Consider the following 17,967-nt stretch of genomic DNA (forward strand, 5'->3'; position numbering starts at 1 on the left):
GAACCCGGCTTCAGAGGCTGTTTGAAAATTCGCGAAACGCGAATTTTGCGGCACCAGCCCATTTTGACTCAGGCGCCCCCACCCTACCACCCAACGGTATTATCCTGCGGGTGGTAGGGTGGGGGCGCCTAAGAGACTTGGGGGCTGGTGCCGCAAGAAAATGCCCGAATGGGCATTTTTCAAACGGGCTCTCAGCGGATTCAATATTTCACGCCAAATGAAACACCCCAGGTTGCGGGTCCGGCCCAGACGCTGCCGATGCCGAGCGACGCATAGTTCACGGCCGAGCGATAACGATGGTCGGTCACGTTCTCACCGAAGATCGCCAATGTGAACTTCTCGCTCGCGTCGGTCCATTCGGCCCGCAACCCGAGCAAGGCGTAGTCGCCTTGCCTGAACTGTTCCGCAATGCCGAAGTAGAACGCGGACGTGTAATAGAGATTGCCGGAAAGATTGAGCCGCCCCTTGGCCACGTCGATGCCGTAGGACGCGGCAAGGCTGGCCGTGAATGCCGGTGAGCGCTGCATTTCGAACCCGCTGGCGTCGGTCGTCGTCTCGACCAGCGAACCGGGACCAAGACCGCCGAGGCTGGTCGGTACGCAGGCCACGGGCGAACTGCCGAACACTGCCCCCGGATCGCAGAACTGGTAGAACGGGGCGTTGGGGAACTTCTTGTAGCGCGCATGCGTCCAGGCCGCGCCGGCGGAAAACGTCAGGTCCGGCGTCACCTTGGCGCTGACTTGCCCTTCGATGCCGTAGATCTCGGAGCTGGCGGCATTGGTGATCCGCGCGGTGCCCGCCTGGAAGCTTGAGACCTGGAGGTTCTTGTAATCGTAATAGAACCCGGACAGCTCCGCCGAAATACCGCCTTGCGCGTACTTGTAGCCCAGTTCGTAGGCATTGATCGTTTCCGGTTTCACCGGACGATAGGAATAGCCGCCGACATTGAGCAGGCCCGCCTTGTAGCCCTGCGTGAAGGAGGCATAGAGGCTCATCTCCTCGGTCGGCTTGTAGCGGATCACGAAGCGCGGCGTTACGCGGTCGTTGGTGAGGTTGGGCACGTCATAGCGGGTGTAGAGCGGCACGTTGGCGGGGAAAGGCACCGGATTGCCATTGGCATCTTCGTATACCGATGCCGTCAGGGCCCTCTGGAAATGGGCATCGGTCACCCAGTCGTGGCTGTAGCGGGCGCCCGCGGTCACGAAGAACTGCGGTGTGATCTCGTAAGTCGCATCGGCGAAGACGGCGATGGACTGGGTCAGCGTACCGGATTCGCCGTTGCGTACGAACGGTGCGGTACCGAGCTTGGCGTCGGTGGGCCAGGTGTCCCGGTTGCGGAAGTAGTAGACGCCCGTGGTCCATTGCAGCGGCGAGCCGGCCTTGGAATTCAGCAGCAGTTCCTGGGTGAAGGTTTCGCTGTTGGATCCGATGCCGATGGTGAAGATCGGCAGCGCGGTTGCGTCCAGATCCTGCACGCTCTTTACCCGCTCGTTGCGGTACTGGGTGTAGGATGTGAGGTTCGCAAAGCCGAGATCGGCCTTGATCGTGCCCTGTACGATGCCCGAATTGCTTGTGGCGCCGATATGGTCACCCGGTTGCAGGGCCACCTCGTCGGGCTTCGTAACGTAGAAGCCGGTAGGCGTGTACTGGTAGACCCAGCGCGTGCCTTCCTCGTCAACGAAAGCATTATGCATCAGCGCCGAGGGATCGTCGGTTTTCGAATGGACGTAGCGCAGCAGGAAGCTGACATCGGGTGAAACATCCACCTTCAGGCCGGTGCGCACCGACCAGCGGTTGTACTTGCCGACCTTGTCGTTGTCGTCGATGATATTGGTCTGGAAACTGTCGCTGCGGCGATAGAGCCCCTCTACGTCGAAAGCCACGCCCGGTGCGATGCCGGAAGTGGCATATCCCTGCACCTCCACGGTATTGAACCGGCCATAGCCAATGCGCATCTCGCCGCCCGGCGTCTCGCTGGGATCGGCGGTGGTCACGAGAATCGCGCCGCCGGTGGTATTGCGTCCGAACAGCGTCCCCTGCGGCCCTTTCAGGACTTCGACCGACTGGACTTTCATGAGCTGGAAGTCGGTTGCAGCGGCGCTGGGCGAGAAGAAGCCGTCGACATAAGTGGCGACGTTGGGGCCGCCGCCAGACGTCGCGATCGCCGTGCCGACGCCGCGAATGGTAGGCTGCGTGTAGACGCCCGATTTATCGAAGCGAAGCGCGGGAACGACTTTCGACAGATCGGAAAGCTGACGGACACCGGCATCGGTCAGGGCCTGATTGCTGACCGAAGTGATCGTGATCGGCACGTCCAGCGAGCGTTCGGACCGGCGCTGGGCGGTAACATATATAACGGAGTCGGCCGTTTGAGGTTCGGACGTCTGCGCATCGACAGTCTGGGGCACGCCTGCGGTTTCCTGTGCGGCCGCATCATGCGCCAGGAATGCAGCGGCCAGTACTGCCGTCGAAGAAGCGTGACGCCAGAAATCGATAGACATTGTTCCCTCCCGTTGTTCGCCCGCCCGATTCTGCGATCGGATGCTGAACTGCTGTTTCACATTACATCGACGGAGGGCAAAGTTTGGTGGCGGTCATATCGTCATGGCGCTTTTGAAGAGGCGGTTTGGTCTCTTGCGCGGATCGTCAAGTTGGTCTTCCATTGTGGACGGACCGCAGCGGTCGATGGGGGATATGCATGAAAAGGCTGGCATTGTTTGCGGCATGTCTTGCTGCCTTGGGTCTGGGTAAACCGGCTGCTGCGGACGATTTGCCGGGCCGGGACTTCGCGATCGTTGGAGCGCGCGTCTATGCCGATCCAGCGGCGGCAGCGCTCGATGACGGCCTCGTGATCGTGCGCGACGGCCGGATCTCCGCGGTGGGAACGTCTGAAAAACTGGCCATCCCGCCAGGCATGGAGGTCATTTCCGGCAAGGGGCGCACGCTCGTTGCAGGCGTCTGGAACAGTCATGTTCACCTGATGACGCACGATCTGTTGCACCCGGAGGCAGCGGATCCGCTCAAGCTGGAAGCGGGGCTGCGAGACATGTTCACGCGGTGGGGCTTCACCACCGTGTTCGATCTCACCTCCACCACCGCCAGCGCCGTGACGCTGCGGCAGATGATCGCGAAGCGGGCCCTGCTGGGGCCGCAGATACTGACGGTAGGCGATCCTTTCTTTCCGAAGGACGGAATGCCGATTTACGCGCGGCCGATCTACGAGGCGGAGCATATCGCAAGCCCTGAAATCCGCACGACCTCGGAAGCCGTGACGCGGCTGGATCGGCAGGCGCAGGCGGGTGTGAATGGGGTCAAACTGTTCACGGGTGCGATTCTCGGGGCCGAGGACGTTATGGTCATGCCCGCCGATCAGATCGGCGCGCTGGTGGCCGAAGCGCATCGCCATCACCTGCCGGTCTTCGCCCATCCCACCAATCGCGAAGGCATGGCCGCTGCGGTGGAAAACGGCGTGGACGTCCTTGCCCATGCCACGCCGATCGCCGGGGAATGGGATGCGGCGCAAGTGCGCAAGTTGATCGATGCCGATGTCGCCTTGGTGCCGACGATGATGCTGTTCGAAGTCTATCCGGCGGAAAGCACGCCGGTTTCCACGGTCGTGCAGCAGGTCCGGGCGCTGAGCGCAGCAGGGGGAGACGTGCTTTTCGGCACCGATGCCGGTTTCATGGATGTGTTCGATCCAAGCTCGGAATACCGCCTTATGGCGCAGGCGATGGACTGGCGCCACGTACTGGCGGCGCTCACCCTGACCCCTGCGCGGCGTTTCGGTCAATCCGGTGAACGTGGCCGGATCGAACCGGGGCTGGCGGCTGACATGGTGCTGCTGGATGGAGATCCCGCCGCAGACGTGGCTGCCTTCGCAAAAGTGGCGATGACGTTCCGTGCGGGCGAAGTACTGTACCGCAAGGATTGAGGGCGTTTCAAAGATTGTGGCCATGGGAGAGGCCGATGCATCAACCTATAGGGGAAGCGGCATCGGCCTCCGCGTCCGCGTCTTATAAGGCCTTGGCCGCGCGCTCGATGAGTTCCGCCACGTGGGCCGGGTGCGAAACCATGACGACATGGGAGGCGCCCTTCACCACCAGCGTTTCGCGTGCGCCGGCCCGCTGGGCCATGAATTTCATGGCCGCCGGGGGGATATTGCGGTCGGCATCGCCATAGACGAACCACGAAGGCACATGCTTCCAGGCCGGGGCGGTCGAGGGTTCCGACAGGGCGGCCTCCGCGACCGGGCGCTGTCCGGCGGCCATGAGCCGCGCCTGCGCTGCCGGCACGTCGGCGGCGAACTGGGCGGGGAAGCGGTCCTGCCGGATGTAGAGGTCTTTCCCGCCACCGGCGAGCGGCACGGGCGGCGCCAGCGTTGGTGCCAGGGTGCTGCCGGGGAACTTGCCGGTCAGCCCCAGCGCGGTCTCGCCCACCTCGGGGGCGAAAGCGGCGACATAGACCAGCGCCTTGACGTTGGGCGCGCCCTCGGCCGCCTCGCTGATCACCGATCCGCCGTAGGAATGGCCGACCAGCACGACCGGGCCGGCGATGCCCTTCACCACGTCCGCCACGACATCGGCGTCGGCGCGGACGCCGCGCAAGTTGTCCGGGGCGGCGACGACGCGGTAGCCGTCATGCTGGAGCGCGGCGATAACGCCGTTCCAGCTCGAGGAATCCGCGAAGGCGCCATGGACGAGCACGACGGTGGGCTTATCCTGCGCCTCTGCGGCAGGCGCAAGGAAACCGGCGGCAAGGACGGCGAGACTGCCCGCGATGAGCGTTTTCTTCATGGCGTATGCTCCAATTCAGACGAGTGCGACGACAGTGTCGATGTTGCCCTTCACCGCCTTCGAATAAGGGCAAGTGCGATGCGCGGCCTCGATGATCTGGCGGGCAATATCCGCATCCAGGCCGAGAACGTGGACGTCGAGGCGGGCCGCGAGCGCGTAGCCGTCTTCGCCCAGGCGCAGTTCCACCTGGGCATCGATCGCGAGAGCTTCGGGCAGGTCCACGCCGCGCGCCTTCGCGGCGATCGCCATTGCCCCTTCGAAGCAGGCGGACCAACCGGCGGCGAACAGTTGCTCCGGGTTGGTGCCCGCGCCGGAAGTTCCGGGGGTGGAAAGCTTCACGTCGAGGCGTCCATCGGAACTGCGGGCGGCGCCTTCGCGGCCTCCGGTCACGAGGACATGGGCGGTGTAGAGGGTCTTGCTGTCGGACATGGCAGGTCTCCTTGAAAGAAATCAGCGCAGGGAACGGAAGGCGGTGCGCACTTCCTGTGCGAAAAGCGCGGGCTGTTCCCAGGCGGCGAAGTGGCCGCCGCCTGTCGCCTCGTTGAAGTAGAAAAGGTTGGTGTAGCAGCGCTCCGCCCAAGTCCTGGGCGCGCGGAATATCTCGCCGGGAAAGACGCTGACGGCGACGGGCAGGTCGATCACCCCGCGCGCGTTGAAGTTGTTGCTATGGTCTTCCCAGTAGATCCGCGCGGCGGAGGCGCCGGTGGCGGTGAGCCAGTAGAGCGAGATGTCGTCGAGGATCGCATCGCGGCCCAGCACGCGCTCGGGCTGGCCGTCGCTCAGGGTCCACTGCGCGATCTTCTCGTACATCCAGGCCGCCATGCCGACGGGCGAGTCCACCAGCGAATAGCCGATGGTCTGGGGCCGCGTGTTCATCATCGCGGCATAGGCGGAATTGTCGCGGTAGAAGGCTTCCAACTGGTCGAAGGCGGCGCGTTCCTTGGGGGAAAGGCTGGCCGGGGCGGGATCTCCGGCAGCAAGGGTGCGGGCCACATCGGCAGGCACCACGGCGGGCATGTTGAGGTGGATGCCCAGCAATCCCGGCACTTTCTGCAAGGCCATGCGCTGCGAGATCACCGAGCCGCAGTCTCCGCCCTGGCTGACATAGCGGTCATAGCCGAGGCGCAGCATCAGTGCCGACCAGGCCCGCCCGATCCGGTCCGAACCCCAGCCCGGCTCGGTCGGTTTGGCGGAAAAACCGAAGCCGGGGATCGAGGGAATGACGAGGTGGAAGGCGTCCTCCGCACGGCCACCGTGAGCGGTGGGGTCGGTGAGCGGGGCGATCACGTTCAGGAACTCCAGCACCGAGCCCGGCCAGCCATGGGTCAGGATCATGGGCATGGCGTTTTCATGGCGGGAGCGGACGTGGATGAAGTGGATGTCCAGCCCGTCGATCTCGGTCATGAACATCGGCAAGGCATTGAGCCGCGCTTCCACCTTGCGCCAGTCGTAGGCGCCGGCCCAGTACTGCATCAGCGGTTGCAGGGTCTGTCGGCGCACGCCCTGGCTGTCATCGCTGACCGGCTGCGGATCGGCCCAGCGGGTCTCGGCGATCCGGCGCTTCATGGCGGCGATCTCGGCGGCGGAAACGGCGATGCGGAAGGGGCGGACACTGCCCTGCGCCATGGCCGCGTGGGCGGCAGCGGGCACGGCGCGCGTCAGTCCCGCAGCCAGGCCTGCAAGTGCCGCGCCTTCTCCGATCCGTGCGACGAAGCCGCGCCGCGATGTGGAACAGTCTGCAAACATCTTTCTATCCTTCCGCCGATCGTTCGATCCGATGGCGGGAAGATAGAAGGCGCGTCGGCCGGGCGCCCGTTAGCTGCCGTCATGCCGCGTTAGCGCCTGCCTGCCGCCCTATCGAAGCCTAACGCCGCCCTTCGGAAACTGGCGTGATGGGCGCCCTCGTGCGCCCTAGATCCCGAGCGATCGACAGAGGCTCAATCGGAGAGATCATGACCACGAACCGCTCGATAGGTTTCATCGCCGCCGCGCTCATGGCGGCGGGCACCACGACCGCACTGTGCTGCCGCGAGGCGCTGGCGCGTGGCCCCGCGCAGGGCGAAACCGCCGCCTCGGCAAGCACCGATTCACCGCCGCGCCCCTTGCAGGTCCTGGCCGATGCGCGTCCCTGGCTGACCGGCCCTGCGCCGTCGCTGCGCGGCAAAGTGGTGGTGGTCAATTTCTGGACCTATTCCTGCATCAACTCGCTGCGCGCTCTGCCGTACTTGCGCGCCTGGGAAGCGCGCTATGGCGACAAGGGCCTTGCCGTCATCGGCGTCCATGCGCCGGAGTTCGATTTCGAGCACGATCCGGCCAAAGTGCGCGCGGCCACGCAGGCGCTCGGCGTCGCTTATCCCAACCTTCAGGACAACGCCTTTGCCGCCTGGCGCGCATTCGGGAACGAGGGCTGGCCGGGGTTCTTCTTCATCGACGCCCACGGTCGCCTGCGCGGCTACACGGTTGGCGAAGGCAACTATGCCGAAGCGGAGCGGCTGATCCGCAAGCTGCTGGACGAAGCCGGGCACGATACTTCCGATGTGCCGATCGCGCCGGTGGAGGCGACGGGCGTGGAGGCGCAGGCGGACTGGGCCAGCCTGCGCTCGCCCGAGGCCTATATCGGCTATGCCAAGGCGCAGGGCATGGCTTCTCCGGGCGGACTGGCGCGCGATGCGTCGAAGACTTACGCCCCGGCATCCTTACTGCCGCTGAACCGCTGGGACCTTGCCGGAAGCTGGCGGGTCTCCCGCGAATTCGCCCGGCTCGACAAGGCAGGCGGCGCGATAGGCTTTCATTTCCATGCGCGCGATGCCCATGCCGTGCTCGGCGCCCCTGCCGACGGGCAGCCGGTCCGCTTCCGGGTGACCATCGACGGAAAGGCCCCCGGTGCCGATCACGGAACCGACACGGATGCGGCCGGATGGGGCGAGTTGCGGCAGGACCGGCTCTATCAACTGGTGCGCCAGCACGGGACCGTCACCGATCGCACTGTGCGCATAGAGTTCTCGCGCCCCGGCGTGCGAGCCTATTCCTTCACCTTCGGATGATCCGAAAGGCCCCCGCTACTCGGCCTCAATTCCGTCGATCCCCCTCCCGCAAGCGGAAACCATCGTATAGGTAGCCGCATCAGGCAGCGCTGCGGCATGGTGGCGTTGCAACTGGGGCAGGACGGCTAAAGTGACGCAGAGCGAAAATCGGCAGGCCGGTGGGCACGAACTGGGCGACAGGATGGCCTTCGGGCGATTCTGCCTCCACCCGGCCGAGCGCCTGCTCACGCGGGACGGGCAGCCGGTGGAGATCGGCGGGCGTTCGTTCGACTTGCTCGTGGCCTTGGCTGAACAGCCGGGCCGGGTGCTCTCCAAACGCGAACTGCTGAAGCGGGTCTGGCCGGATGTCGTCGTCGAGGACGGCAGCCTGCGCTTCCACATGGCGGGCCTGCGCAAGCTGCTGGGCGAGGGGGACGGCAGCCGTTTCATCGCCACGCAGGTCGGCGTGGGCTATGCCTTCGTCGCGCCCGTGGAGCGGCTGGAAACGCAGCGGCAGGAGGATCCCGTTGCGGTAAAGCCTGCCTCGCCTGCGGTGGGTTTCACCACCAATATTCCCCCGCCGCTGCCGAACCTGATCGGCCGCGCGCGCGATCTCGACCTGCTCATGGCCCGCGTGGTCGATACGCCGCTGTTCACTGTCGCCGGCCCGGCAGGCGTCGGCAAGACTTCGCTGATGATCGAGCTTGGCCACAGGCTGACCGCGCATTTCGAAGGGCAGGCGGCCTTCGTCGATTTCGGTATGCTGGAAAACCCCGCGCTGGTGCCGCCGATGATCGCGGGCGCCATGGGCATATCGGTGCAGAGCGGCGATCCCGCCGCCGTCATCCTCGGCCACTTGCGCGGCGGGCCTTTCCTGCTCCTGCTCGACAATTGCGAGCATGTGATCGAGCAGGCGGCCGAGATCGTTGAGCGCATCATCGAGGCCGCGCCGCAGGCCCGCATCGTCACCACCTCGCGCGAGCCGCTGCGGGCGCGGGGCGAGCATGTCCACCGACTGGATGCGCTGGACTATCCGCAGGACATGCAAGGGCTGACGCGCGAGGACCTGCTCGGCTACCCCGCCGTGGAACTGTTCTGCGAACGCGCGCGCGCCGCCGACAGCACGCTGGAGATCGACGACGGCGACTTGCGCCTGATCGCCCAGATGTGCGGCAGGCTGGACGGCATGGCGCTCCCCATGGAGCTGGCCGCCGTGCGCGTCGCCACCCATGGGATCGCCGCCACCGCGCGCCAGATCGGGGAGCGGTTCAGCCTTGCCTGGTCCGGCCGCCGCACCGCGCAGCCGCGCCAGCAGACCCTGCGCGCGGCGCTGGACTGGAGCTACGACCTGCTCTCTCCGGTCGAGCGCACGGTGCTGGACCGGCTGGCCGTATTCGTCGGGCCGTTCTCGGTGGATGCCGCGCTAGATGTGGTCACCGGCGACGACCTGGGGTCGGACGAAGCGGCGACGGCGCTGGACGATCTGGCCGCCAAGTCGCTGGTCTCTCCCAATCGCGCGCGCGGCGCGGGCACCTATCGCCTGCTCGAAATGACCCGCGCCTATGCGCGCGAAAAGCTGGCCGCGCGCGGGGACGAGGAACACCGCGCCGCGCGGCGCCGCCATGCGATGTTCTTCCTGTCCGAACTGGAAGCCCTGGCCGCGCAGGACAGCGCCGCGTTCCAGGACACCCGCTCGCTGCGCCCGCAACTGGGCAATATCCGCAGCGCGCTCGACTGGAGCTTCGGGCCGGAGGGCGACATCCGCCTGGCCGTGCGTCTGGCCACGGCGAGCATGCGGGTGTTCCTCAATCTCTCGCACCTCGTTGAGTGCCGCACCTGGGCCGCCCGCGCGATCGCCGCGCTGGAGCCGGGGCAGCGCGGAACGGCGATGGAACTGGAACTCCAGGGCGCGCTCGGCATCGCGCTGATGTTCACGCGGGGCAACAGTGCCGAGGCGGGGGAGGCGCTGGCCCGTGCGCTGGAGGTCGCCGCCGTGGTGGAGGATCGCTGGAGCCGCCTTTGCATGCTCGGCAGGCTCCATATCTTCCACGAGCGGATCGGTGAATATGCCGTCGCCATGGAATATGCCGGGCAGGCGATCATGGTGGCGCAAGAGATCGGCGAGCCGGAAGCGCTGGCCGTGGCCTTTTCGCTCTCGGGCATTTCCCATCATCTCGCTGGGGACCAGATCCGCGCGCGCGGCGATCTGGAGCGGGCGCTGGAGAATGCCGCGCCTTCGCAGCGCCACCGGACGATTGCCTATGGCTTCGATCATCGCAACCGTTCCGGGATCGCACTGGCACGGGTGCTGTGGCTGACGGGCGACGCGGACGCGGCGCAGCGGCTGGCTGCCGAGACTGTGGCGGAGGCGGCGGTGCTCGATCATCCGGTCACGCATTGCATTGCGCTGATCTGGTCGCTCTCGATCCACTTGTGGATGGGGGACAGGCTGCGCGCCGAACAGGCGCTGCGCACGTTTCGCGATTGCGCGCAGATCAATGCGCTAGGCCCCTATATCGCGGTGGCGCAGGGTTTCGCAGGCGAGCTGGCCATCGACGAGGGGCGCCATGCCGAAGGCGCGGCGGCGCTGGCGGACAGCCTCGCACGGCTGCGCGGCGCGCGTTACGAATTGCTGACCACGCCGTTCTCGATCGCGCTCGCGCGGGCCTTGGCGGCAGGCGGGAGGGCGGACGAAGCCCGCCGCCTGGTGGAGAGCACGCTCGCGCGCTGCATGGAGACGGGCGAACGGATCGCTTTGCCCGAACTGCTGCGCGTGAAAGCGGCCATCGCCGGAACCTCGGGCGCGGCGGAAGACGCTTTCGCCGCGCTGGAACAGGCCGGGTCAGTCGCCCGCGAACAGGGCGCACGCGCCTGGGAGATGCGCGTGGCCGCCGATCGTGCGGGCCTGCTTGCCCATGCCGTCAGTCCGGGGGCAGGAGCGCGGTAAGCGCCTCACCCTCGGGGCCGCCGAATACAGTGGCGCGACCGATGTCGAGCCAGCGGGCATGGTCGCTCTGCCGCGTGGCCTCGGCCGCGTCGAACGAGGCCAGCGCATCGGTGCCCAGCACGAGATGGGCGGGTAGATCGCTGCGCTTTGCCAAAGCCAGCACGAGTTGCGCGATCCGTGCCGGGTCACCCACCTCGTTGCCTGCATAGGCCCGGATACGCGCCAGAGTGGCGCCCACCGTTTCGGCATAGTCCGGCAGGACCGTGTTCGGCGCGCTGTTCCCGGCAGTATCGGCCCAGTCCGTGCGCATCCCGCCGGGTTCCAGCGATACGATGCGGATACCGAGATGCGCCACTTCGCCGCGCAGCACTTCGGTGAATCCGCCGACCGCCCATTTCGCAGCCTGATAGGCCGCGAGTCCCGGCGTACCGACCCGTCCGCCGACAGAAGAGACATTGAGGATATGCCCTGCACGCTTCTTTCGCATGAACGGCAGAACGGCGCGTGTCATGTTGACGACGCCGAACAGGTTGGTTTCGACTTCGGCACGAAAATCGGTGGGATACTTCTGCTCGAAAGCCTCGAAATGACCGTAACCGGCATTGTTCACCAGCACATCGATGCGCCCGAAGGCGGAGATGGTCGCGGTTGCCGCCTCTGCGGTGCGGGCTTCGTCGGTGACGTCCAGTGCAAAGGGTTCAAGGCGCTCGCCATGAAGTGCCTTGAGATCGGCGAGCTGCGAAACGTCGCGCGCGGCGGCCAGCACATTGTCGCCGTTTTCGAGCGCGGCGGTGAGGATGGCACGGCCGAGGCCGCGGGCACTTCCGGTGATGATCCAGGTTTTGGGAGAAGTCTTTGTCATGTCTGCGGCTTTCTGCAGGGGGGAAGGGGTCACGCGGCGGGCGTCAGGATCGCGCGCGGTTCGAGGAAGGCGTCGAGGCCATAAGCGCCGATCTCGCGGCCGAGGCCGGACTGGCGGAAGCCGCCGAAAGGCGCGTGGGGATCGTGCGGCGCGCCGTTGATGACGACGCGTCCGGCCATGAGCTGCCGAGCGACGCGCAGCGCGCGGGGCTCATCGGAGGACAGGACATAGGCCTGGAGCCCGAAGTCGGAATCGTTGGCGATGGCAACGGCTTCGGCCTCATCGTCATAGGTGATGACGGAAAGGACCGGGCCGAAGATTTCCTCTCGGGCGATGCGCATGGTGCCCGCAACCTCGGTGAAGATCGTCGGGCGCGCGAACCAGCCATGGTCCAGCCCTTCGGGACGGCCCTCGCCGCCGGTCAGGAGCATCGCGCCTTCCTCCTGTCCGAGCCGGATCCAGCCCTGTACGCGTTCCCAGTGTGCGGCATTGGCGAGCGGGCCGATCCGCACTTCGGGATCGGCGGGGTTGCCGATCCTGAGCCGCTCGGTCTCGTCCTTCAGCCGCGCGAGAATCTCTTCCCGCCGCGAACGCGGTATCAGGATGCGCGAACCCGCGACGCAGGCCTGGCCGCTGTTGGCAAAGCCGCTCATCAGGGCAATGGGGATCGCGGCATCGAGATCGGCATCGTCCAGAATGATCGTCGGGCTCTTTCCGCCCAGTTCCAGCACGAGGCGCTTCATCGTTTCCAGGGCGGCGCGCTGCACGATCCTGGCCGCGGGCGTCGATCCGGTGAAGCTGATGAGCGCCACGTCGGGATGTGTCGTCAGCGCCGCGCCGACTTCGGGGCCGGTGCCGTTCACCACATTGAGCACGCCCTTCGGCAGCTTCGCTTCGTGCAGGCATTCGAGCAGGACCTGGGTCTGGATCGCGCTCTGTTCGGCGGGCTTGATGACGATGGTCGATCCCGAGCCGATCGCATGGGCCAGCTTGGTGGCGATGAAACCGAAATTGCTGTTCCAGGGCGTGATAGCGCCCACTACGCCCAGCGGCAGCATCGTCACCGCGCTGGAACCGGCGACCCGCTCGAAGGCATAGTTCTCCACCGAAGTCGCCATGACGTCGAATACCGAGGCCGTGTTCTGAACCGAAAATCCGGTGAAGTAGGCAGGCGCGCCATATCCCTCGGTCATCGCGGCGATGAGATCTCCGGCGCGGGCCTTCACGGCGTCGCGCAGCCTATGGAGCATGGCGATCCGCTCCGCCTTGGAGGTGCGGGCCATGGCGGGAAATGCGCGCTTTGCCGCCGCCACGGCCAGTCGCACGTCCTCGGCATCGCCAAGGCGGACGGAGCCGATCCTGTCTTCGGTGGCCGGATTGAAGAGATCGAAGCGCGCGCTGCCGTGGGGCGTCACGAAAGCGCCGTCGATGTAGATCCTGTCGATGTTCCGCATTGTCGTCTCCATTCGTCCCGGACGATATGGATTGCGGTGGCTGTCCCAATTAGTAAGGCAATTCGGGACGATCTGATGAGGAATATCGCGCAATGCCCCGGACGAGCCTTGCCGAACTGGAAGCTTTCGCCACCGTCGCGCGCCAGGGCGGGTTTCGTGCCGCCGCGCGGGAACTGGGGGTATCGTCGTCAGGCTTGAGCCATGCGATTGCAGCTCTGGAAGCGCGCATGAACCTGCGGCTGTTCAACCGCACCACGCGCAGCGTCGTGCTGACTGCGGCGGGCGAGCAGTTCCTGGAGGACATCATCCCGGCCCTGGCGGCGATCGACGGCGCGATCGAAAACGCCGGAGAGCGTCAGGGCGAACCCATGGGCGTGCTACGCCTCAACATGGCGGCAGGCGCAGCGCGGTTCGTCCTGGCACCGCTGATCCGTGACTACCTTGATCGCTATCCCCGAATGGAGGTGGAAATCGTCAGCGAAGCGGCGCTGGTCGACGTCATCGGCAAAGGTTTCGACGCCGGTGTGCGGCTGCTGGACGCCGTGCCGCCGGACATGATCGCGGTTCCGATCATACCGCAGGTCCGCCTCGCCGTCGTCGGTTCGCCCGCCTATCTGCAGGACCGCCCGATTCCGATCGTCCCGCGCGACCTGCTGGCGCACGAATGCATCCGCTATCGCCTGGGCAGCGGGCGCATCTATCGCTGGGAGTTCGAGCGCGGCGACGAGCGGCTTGAACTGGAGGTGCCGGGACGCCTGACGCTCGATGACAGTGGGCTTATGCTCGATGCGGCGCTCAAGGGAATGGGGCTGGGCTATCTGGCCGAGGAGACGGTTGCCCCCCATGTTCGCGACGGGCAGCTGGTCCAGCTCATGGCAGGCTGGATGCCGCGCGAAGAGCCGCCCTTGTGCCTTTACTACCCGGGCCGCCGCCACGTTCCGGCGAAACTGCGGGCCTTCATTGATCTCATTCGCAGTCGGGCGGGATAGAGAAGCTTGCCAGCAATGACACGGGGGCTAAAATGGAAGCATGACAACTGCCTACGATACCCCGGTTCGCTTCGCGTGACGAAAAGGCTTGGGTCCCTAGCAACGGCGGCGCTGATATCGGCGCTGTCCCTTTCCGCTTTACCCGGCTCCGCCTTGGCGCAAGAAAGTGTCGAAACGCTGATCGGCCACGTTACGCCCGACGAGAACGGCGGCGGGTTCGTGGATCTGCGCGTGCTCAATACCGGAACGGAAGCTGCTACCGCCGCAATGTCCGAAACCGTCGAGGCGCGGATTTCCCGTCCGGGGGCATTCGGCAGGGGGCGGACCGTCGTCTTGCGCCGCGACACCGCTACGCCCGCCGAGGTCGCCGTGGCGCCGGGCAGTTTTGCCACGGCGCGCTACCGGCTTGCCGAAAAGGATTTCGAGGACGGCGCCGTTCTCTCCGTACCCGGTTGGAGCGGACAGTCCGTAACGCTGGCGGCCGGGCCGAAACCCGAGCGGATGAAAACGGGTGCCCCGACCGATCGGGCGCAAATTGCCGGGATCGATGGGATCGTCGTGCCAGCGCCGCCGCAGGTTCCCGCAACCCCGCCGCCGAGCGATCGCACCGTCGGCAATGCTTTTCTGGAGAACATGAGCGCCTACGAGCCGATCTACGCGGTCTACGGCCCCGGAACCGACGCCGAGGCGCGGATCCAGCTCAGCTTCAAGTATCAGCTGTTCGGCAGCCGGGCCAGCGTGAACGGGCGCGCGCTCGGCGACGGGCTGTTCTTCGCCTACACGCAGCGCATGTTCTGGGATCTGGGCGCGAAATCCTCGCCGTTCCGCAACATCGATTTCCAGCCCGAAGTCTTCTACGTCACGCCGGGCAAGGCGCTTTCGGAGAAGGCCACCGTCAGTGCCCAGATCGGCATGAGGCACGAGTCCAACGGGCGGGACGGTGTCGATTCGCGCAGCCTCAACACGATCTACGTCGCACCGGCCGCGGCCTTCTCGCTCGGCGAGGACACCCGCCTGACGGTTGCGCCGCGTGTCTGGCTCTATGCCGGAGACCTTTCGGATAACCCCGATATCCGCCGATACCGCGGCAATACCGGCCTTTTCGTGGAAATCGGCGAGGACGACGGGCTGCGCCTTTCGTCATCCAGCAGGTTCAATTTCGGCAGCGGCAAGGGATCGATCTCGGCCGATGTTTCCTATCCCCTGCGCCGCCTGCTGGGCGGTGGGCCGGACTTCTACCTGTTCGCCCAGAGCTTCGCGGGCTACGGCGAGAACCTGCTGGACTATAACCGGCGCGTGACCCGCCTTCGCGTGGGCGTGGCCCTGGTTCGCTGATCGTGGATTACCCCGTCGCGGTGCTGCGGGGTAATCCACGTTCATTGAAACGGAGGCGGTTCAGGGCAGGGCGTAGGCTACGACCTGGTCGCCGATGGGCGTCTCCATGAAGTGATGGCCGCCCGGTGCGATCACCAGATACTGCTTGCCGTTTATCATGTAGGTCATCGGCGTGGCCTGGCCGCCGGCGGGCAGCACGTCCTTCCACAGGACCTTGCCGGTCTTCAGGTCGATCGCCCGGATCAGGTTGTCCGTGGCGGCGGCGATGAAGATCACGCCGCCTGCCGTGACGACGGCGCCGCCGTTGTTGGGCGTACCGATCGTCCAGGGCAGCATCGAGGGAATGCCGAAAGGCCCGTTGGTGCGGGCTTCGCCCAGGGGACGGTCCCAGATCGTCTTGCCGGTGGCCATGTCGATCGCCCGGATGCCGCCGTAGGGGGGCTGCTTGCAGAGCATGCCGGTGAGGGGAAGGCGCCAGCCCGCGTTGACGTCGATGGCGTAAGGCGTGTGGGCCTGCGGGTCGCCCGCGCCCTCGGCACCGCCGATCTCGCCGCGTGCCTGATCGCGCGGCGCCCAGCCCTTCTTGTCGGCCTCGGCGCGGGGGACGAGGCGCACGTAGTTGGGCATGTCGTTGTAGTTGGCCACGATCACGCCCCGGCGCGGATCCACCGCGATGCCGCCCCAGTCGGTGCCACCGTTATAGCCGGGATACTCGATCGAACGGCGATCGCTTTCGGGCGGCGTGAAGAAGCCCTTGTAGCTCGCCTTGCGGAACTGGATGCGGCAGATCATCTGGTCGATCGGCGACATGCCCCACATGTCCCGTTCGGTGAGGTCGGGCTTGCGCAAGGTGTGCCACAGGGAAACCTTCTGCACGGGCGCGCGCTGTGCCGGTTCCACGCCGCCGCCGGGGGCCTTGATCGAACCGACCGGGGTGAGCGGCTGGCCGGTGCGACGATCCAGCACGTAGATGTCACCCTGCTTCGAAGGAAGGATCAGCGCAGGCGTGCCCTTGAAGTCGACAAGGGTGGCCTGGGCACCGAAATCGTAGTCCCACACGTCGTCGCGCACGGCCTGGAACTTCCAGCGCGGCTTGCCGGTAGCCACGTCGAGCGCGACCAGCGAGGTTGCGAAATCCCGCTCCTGTGGGCGGCGCAGGCTGGAATAGTAATCGGCCGCCGCATTGCCCATCGGCAGGTAGACGAGGCCGAGCTGCTCGTCACCGCTGGCGATCGTCCACATGTTCGGCGTGCCCCGCGCCCAGGTCTGGCCCTGCGGCGGATAGCCGTTCCAGTCCGGGTGCATCATGTCCCAGGCCCAGCGCAGCTTGCCGGTCACGGCATCGTAGCCCCGGATTACGCCCGAAGGCGCCCAGCGATCCTGCCCGTCCAGAACCTGGTGGCCGGTGACCACGACGCCGCGAACGATCGTGGGCGGCGAGTTGATGGAAACGTAGCCGGCGGGCGTGTCGCCCATGCCGATCTTGGTATCGACTTCGCCGTTCGTGCCGAAACCGCCGCAGCGCGCGCCAGTGCGGGCATCGATTGCGAAGAGACGCGCATCGAGCGTTCCGTAGATGATCCGCCGCGCGCAGGGCTGATCGACCGGCGCGCCCGGAACCGCGAAATAGCTGACGCCGCGGCAAGCCGCCGTATAGGGAATGGCGTCATCGGGGACCTTGGGGTCGAACTTCCAGCGCTGCTTGCCGGTGGCTGGATCGAGGGCAAGCACCATGTTCTTCGGCGTGCAGACATAAAGCATGTCGCCGACCTTGAGCGGCGTGTTCTCGCCGCCGTAGGTCTTGGCGATCTTTGCGGAGGACGGCGTGTCGCCGGTGTGGATGAGCCATGCCCGCTTGAGGTTCTTCACGTTGGCGGCGGTGATCTGGCCGAGCGGAGAGAAACGGCGCGCCGCCTCGCTGCCGCCATAGGCGGGCCAATCGTCTCCGGCAGAGGCCAGCGAGGGGTCGGTCATTTCGAAGCGCAGGTCGGGCAGCCCCGACATGGGCCCTGTATCGGCCATGCGGGCGAACATTGTGGCCGTCACGGCCGTCAGCGCGATCGCGACCACGCTGGCGCCGATGCCCAGCTTCCAACGCGCCGGATGGGCGGATAGCACCGGCATGACCAGGAAGCATGCGACCAGCAGGACCAGCGGCGCCACCACGCGCGGGACCAGGGCCCAGTTGTTGGCCCCGACTTCGCCGAAGGCCCAGATCACGGTCAGCACGAAAACCAGGCAATAGAGCCAGCCGCCCAGAATTCTACGGCGGATCAGCAAGGCCCCCGAAGCCAGCAGCGCAATCCCCGCAAGGATGTAATAGAGCGAACCGCCAAGCCCTGCGAGCCAGATGCCGCCGATCGTCAATACCGCGCCGATCGCCGCGATGACGATGCCGAGAATGAATGGAGCCGGAGACGATATCTGACGCTTCAGGCTTGAGGATCGCATCTTTAACACTCCAGAAACATTCATCGGCTGCGCATTGTGAATGATGTGAAGGCGATAATGTTCCGCGCGGCTGGCCCGGAAAGGAACTTACGCCGGTTCGGAGCGCTTTCCGA

Annotated in this window: 12 protein-coding genes; 5 read left to right on the top strand and 7 right to left on the bottom strand. The window is 66.0% G+C overall.

Translation table 11 applies throughout. The features are described from left to right. Window positions 1-200: 200 nt before the first annotated feature. The gene (locus NTCA1_RS10870; protein WP_159830508.1) at window positions 201-2,501 is read right to left on the bottom strand and encodes a TonB-dependent receptor; all 2,301 of its coding nucleotides are present in this window, start codon (window positions 2,499-2,501) and stop codon (window positions 201-203) included. A 197-nt stretch (window positions 2,502-2,698) separates the two neighbouring features. Between NTCA1_RS10870 and NTCA1_RS10875 the strand changes: the two genes are divergently transcribed. After that, window positions 2,699-3,931 carry an amidohydrolase family protein gene (locus tag NTCA1_RS10875; protein ID WP_159830509.1) on the top strand — a complete coding sequence of 411 codons (1,233 nt, stop codon included), beginning with the start codon at window positions 2,699-2,701 and terminating at the stop codon, window positions 3,929-3,931. 82 nt (window positions 3,932-4,013) lie between these two features. On the opposite strand, the gene NTCA1_RS10880 is transcribed toward NTCA1_RS10875, so the two are convergent. Genes NTCA1_RS10880 through NTCA1_RS10890 form a run of 3 tightly spaced genes read right to left on the bottom strand, consistent with a single transcriptional unit; the run spans window position 4,014 to window position 6,539 of the window. Continuing rightward, entirely contained in the window at window positions 4,014-4,793 is a 780-nt protein-coding gene (locus tag NTCA1_RS10880; protein ID WP_159830510.1) for an alpha/beta fold hydrolase, read from the bottom strand. A 15-nt stretch (window positions 4,794-4,808) separates the two neighbouring features. Beyond that, the gene (locus NTCA1_RS10885; RefSeq protein WP_159830511.1) at window positions 4,809-5,222 is read right to left on the bottom strand and encodes an organic hydroperoxide resistance protein; all 414 of its coding nucleotides are present in this window, start codon (window positions 5,220-5,222) and stop codon (window positions 4,809-4,811) included. A 21-nt stretch (window positions 5,223-5,243) separates the two neighbouring features. After that, window positions 5,244-6,539, bottom strand: a complete 1,296-nt coding sequence (locus tag NTCA1_RS10890; RefSeq protein ID WP_159830512.1) for an epoxide hydrolase family protein — start codon at window positions 6,537-6,539, stop codon at window positions 5,244-5,246. Between the two features lie 206 nt (window positions 6,540-6,745). Here NTCA1_RS10890 and NTCA1_RS10895 point away from each other — a divergent pair, with 206 nt between their 5' ends. Both NTCA1_RS10895 and NTCA1_RS10900 read left to right on the top strand, forming a co-directional pair. Further along, window positions 6,746-7,837: a redoxin family protein gene (locus tag NTCA1_RS10895; protein WP_159830513.1), complete on the top strand. Its 1,092-nt coding sequence runs from the start codon at window positions 6,746-6,748 to the stop codon at window positions 7,835-7,837. Window positions 7,838-7,967: 130 nt separating this feature from the next. Beyond that, entirely contained in the window at window positions 7,968-10,763 is a 2,796-nt protein-coding gene (locus tag NTCA1_RS10900) for a winged helix-turn-helix domain-containing protein (RefSeq protein WP_236549234.1), read from the top strand. Here the strand turns inward: NTCA1_RS10900 and NTCA1_RS10905 are convergent. Both NTCA1_RS10905 and NTCA1_RS10910 read right to left on the bottom strand, forming a co-directional pair. Further along, the gene (locus tag NTCA1_RS10905; RefSeq protein WP_159830514.1) at window positions 10,738-11,625 is read right to left on the bottom strand and encodes an SDR family NAD(P)-dependent oxidoreductase; all 888 of its coding nucleotides are present in this window, start codon (window positions 11,623-11,625) and stop codon (window positions 10,738-10,740) included. The two genes, NTCA1_RS10900 and NTCA1_RS10905, sit on opposite strands and share 26 nt — an antisense overlap. A 29-nt stretch (window positions 11,626-11,654) precedes the next feature. Further along, window positions 11,655-13,079, bottom strand: a complete 1,425-nt coding sequence (locus NTCA1_RS10910; protein ID WP_159830515.1) for an aldehyde dehydrogenase family protein — start codon at window positions 13,077-13,079, stop codon at window positions 11,655-11,657. Between the two features lie 92 nt (window positions 13,080-13,171). Here NTCA1_RS10910 and NTCA1_RS10915 point away from each other — a divergent pair, with 92 nt between their 5' ends. Further along, window positions 13,172-14,068, top strand: a complete 897-nt coding sequence (locus tag NTCA1_RS10915; RefSeq protein WP_159830516.1) for a LysR family transcriptional regulator — start codon at window positions 13,172-13,174, stop codon at window positions 14,066-14,068. Window positions 14,069-14,221: 153 nt separating this feature from the next. Beyond that, a complete protein-coding gene (locus tag NTCA1_RS10920) occupies window positions 14,222-15,403 on the top strand; it encodes a phospholipase A (RefSeq protein WP_236549235.1) in 1,182 nt (393 codons plus the stop codon). 60 nt (window positions 15,404-15,463) lie between these two features. On the opposite strand, the gene NTCA1_RS10925 is transcribed toward NTCA1_RS10920, so the two are convergent. Then, complete coding sequence (locus NTCA1_RS10925; RefSeq protein ID WP_159830518.1) at window positions 15,464-17,854, bottom strand: membrane-bound PQQ-dependent dehydrogenase, glucose/quinate/shikimate family; 2,391 nt, start codon at window positions 17,852-17,854, stop codon at window positions 15,464-15,466. Between the last annotated feature and the right edge of the window lie 113 nt (window positions 17,855-17,967).

It is taken from the genome of Novosphingobium sp. TCA1, assembly GCF_009811895.1.
Taxonomy (GTDB): domain Bacteria; phylum Pseudomonadota; class Alphaproteobacteria; order Sphingomonadales; family Sphingomonadaceae; genus Novosphingobium; species Novosphingobium panipatense_A.

What these genes read in the sequence shown, in the direction of transcription:
- NTCA1_RS10870 (WP_159830508.1), bottom strand. Translation starts at nt 2,501, where the DNA reads ATGTCTATCGATTTCTGGCGTCACGCTTCTTCGACGGCAGTACTGGCC.
- NTCA1_RS10875 (WP_159830509.1), top strand. Translation starts at nt 2,699, where the DNA reads ATGAAAAGGCTGGCATTGTTTGCGGCATGTCTTGCTGCCTTGGGTCTG.
- NTCA1_RS10880 (WP_159830510.1), bottom strand. Translation starts at nt 4,793, where the DNA reads ATGAAGAAAACGCTCATCGCGGGCAGTCTCGCCGTCCTTGCCGCCGGT.
- NTCA1_RS10885 (WP_159830511.1), bottom strand. Translation starts at nt 5,222, where the DNA reads ATGTCCGACAGCAAGACCCTCTACACCGCCCATGTCCTCGTGACCGGA.
- NTCA1_RS10890 (WP_159830512.1), bottom strand. Translation starts at nt 6,539, where the DNA reads ATGTTTGCAGACTGTTCCACATCGCGGCGCGGCTTCGTCGCACGGATC.
- NTCA1_RS10895 (WP_159830513.1), top strand. Translation starts at nt 6,746, where the DNA reads ATGACCACGAACCGCTCGATAGGTTTCATCGCCGCCGCGCTCATGGCG.
- NTCA1_RS10905 (WP_159830514.1), bottom strand. Translation starts at nt 11,625, where the DNA reads ATGACAAAGACTTCTCCCAAAACCTGGATCATCACCGGAAGTGCCCGC.
- NTCA1_RS10910 (WP_159830515.1), bottom strand. Translation starts at nt 13,079, where the DNA reads ATGCGGAACATCGACAGGATCTACATCGACGGCGCTTTCGTGACGCCC.
- NTCA1_RS10915 (WP_159830516.1), top strand. Translation starts at nt 13,172, where the DNA reads ATGCCCCGGACGAGCCTTGCCGAACTGGAAGCTTTCGCCACCGTCGCG.
- NTCA1_RS10925 (WP_159830518.1), bottom strand. Translation starts at nt 17,854, where the DNA reads ATGCGATCCTCAAGCCTGAAGCGTCAGATATCGTCTCCGGCTCCATTC.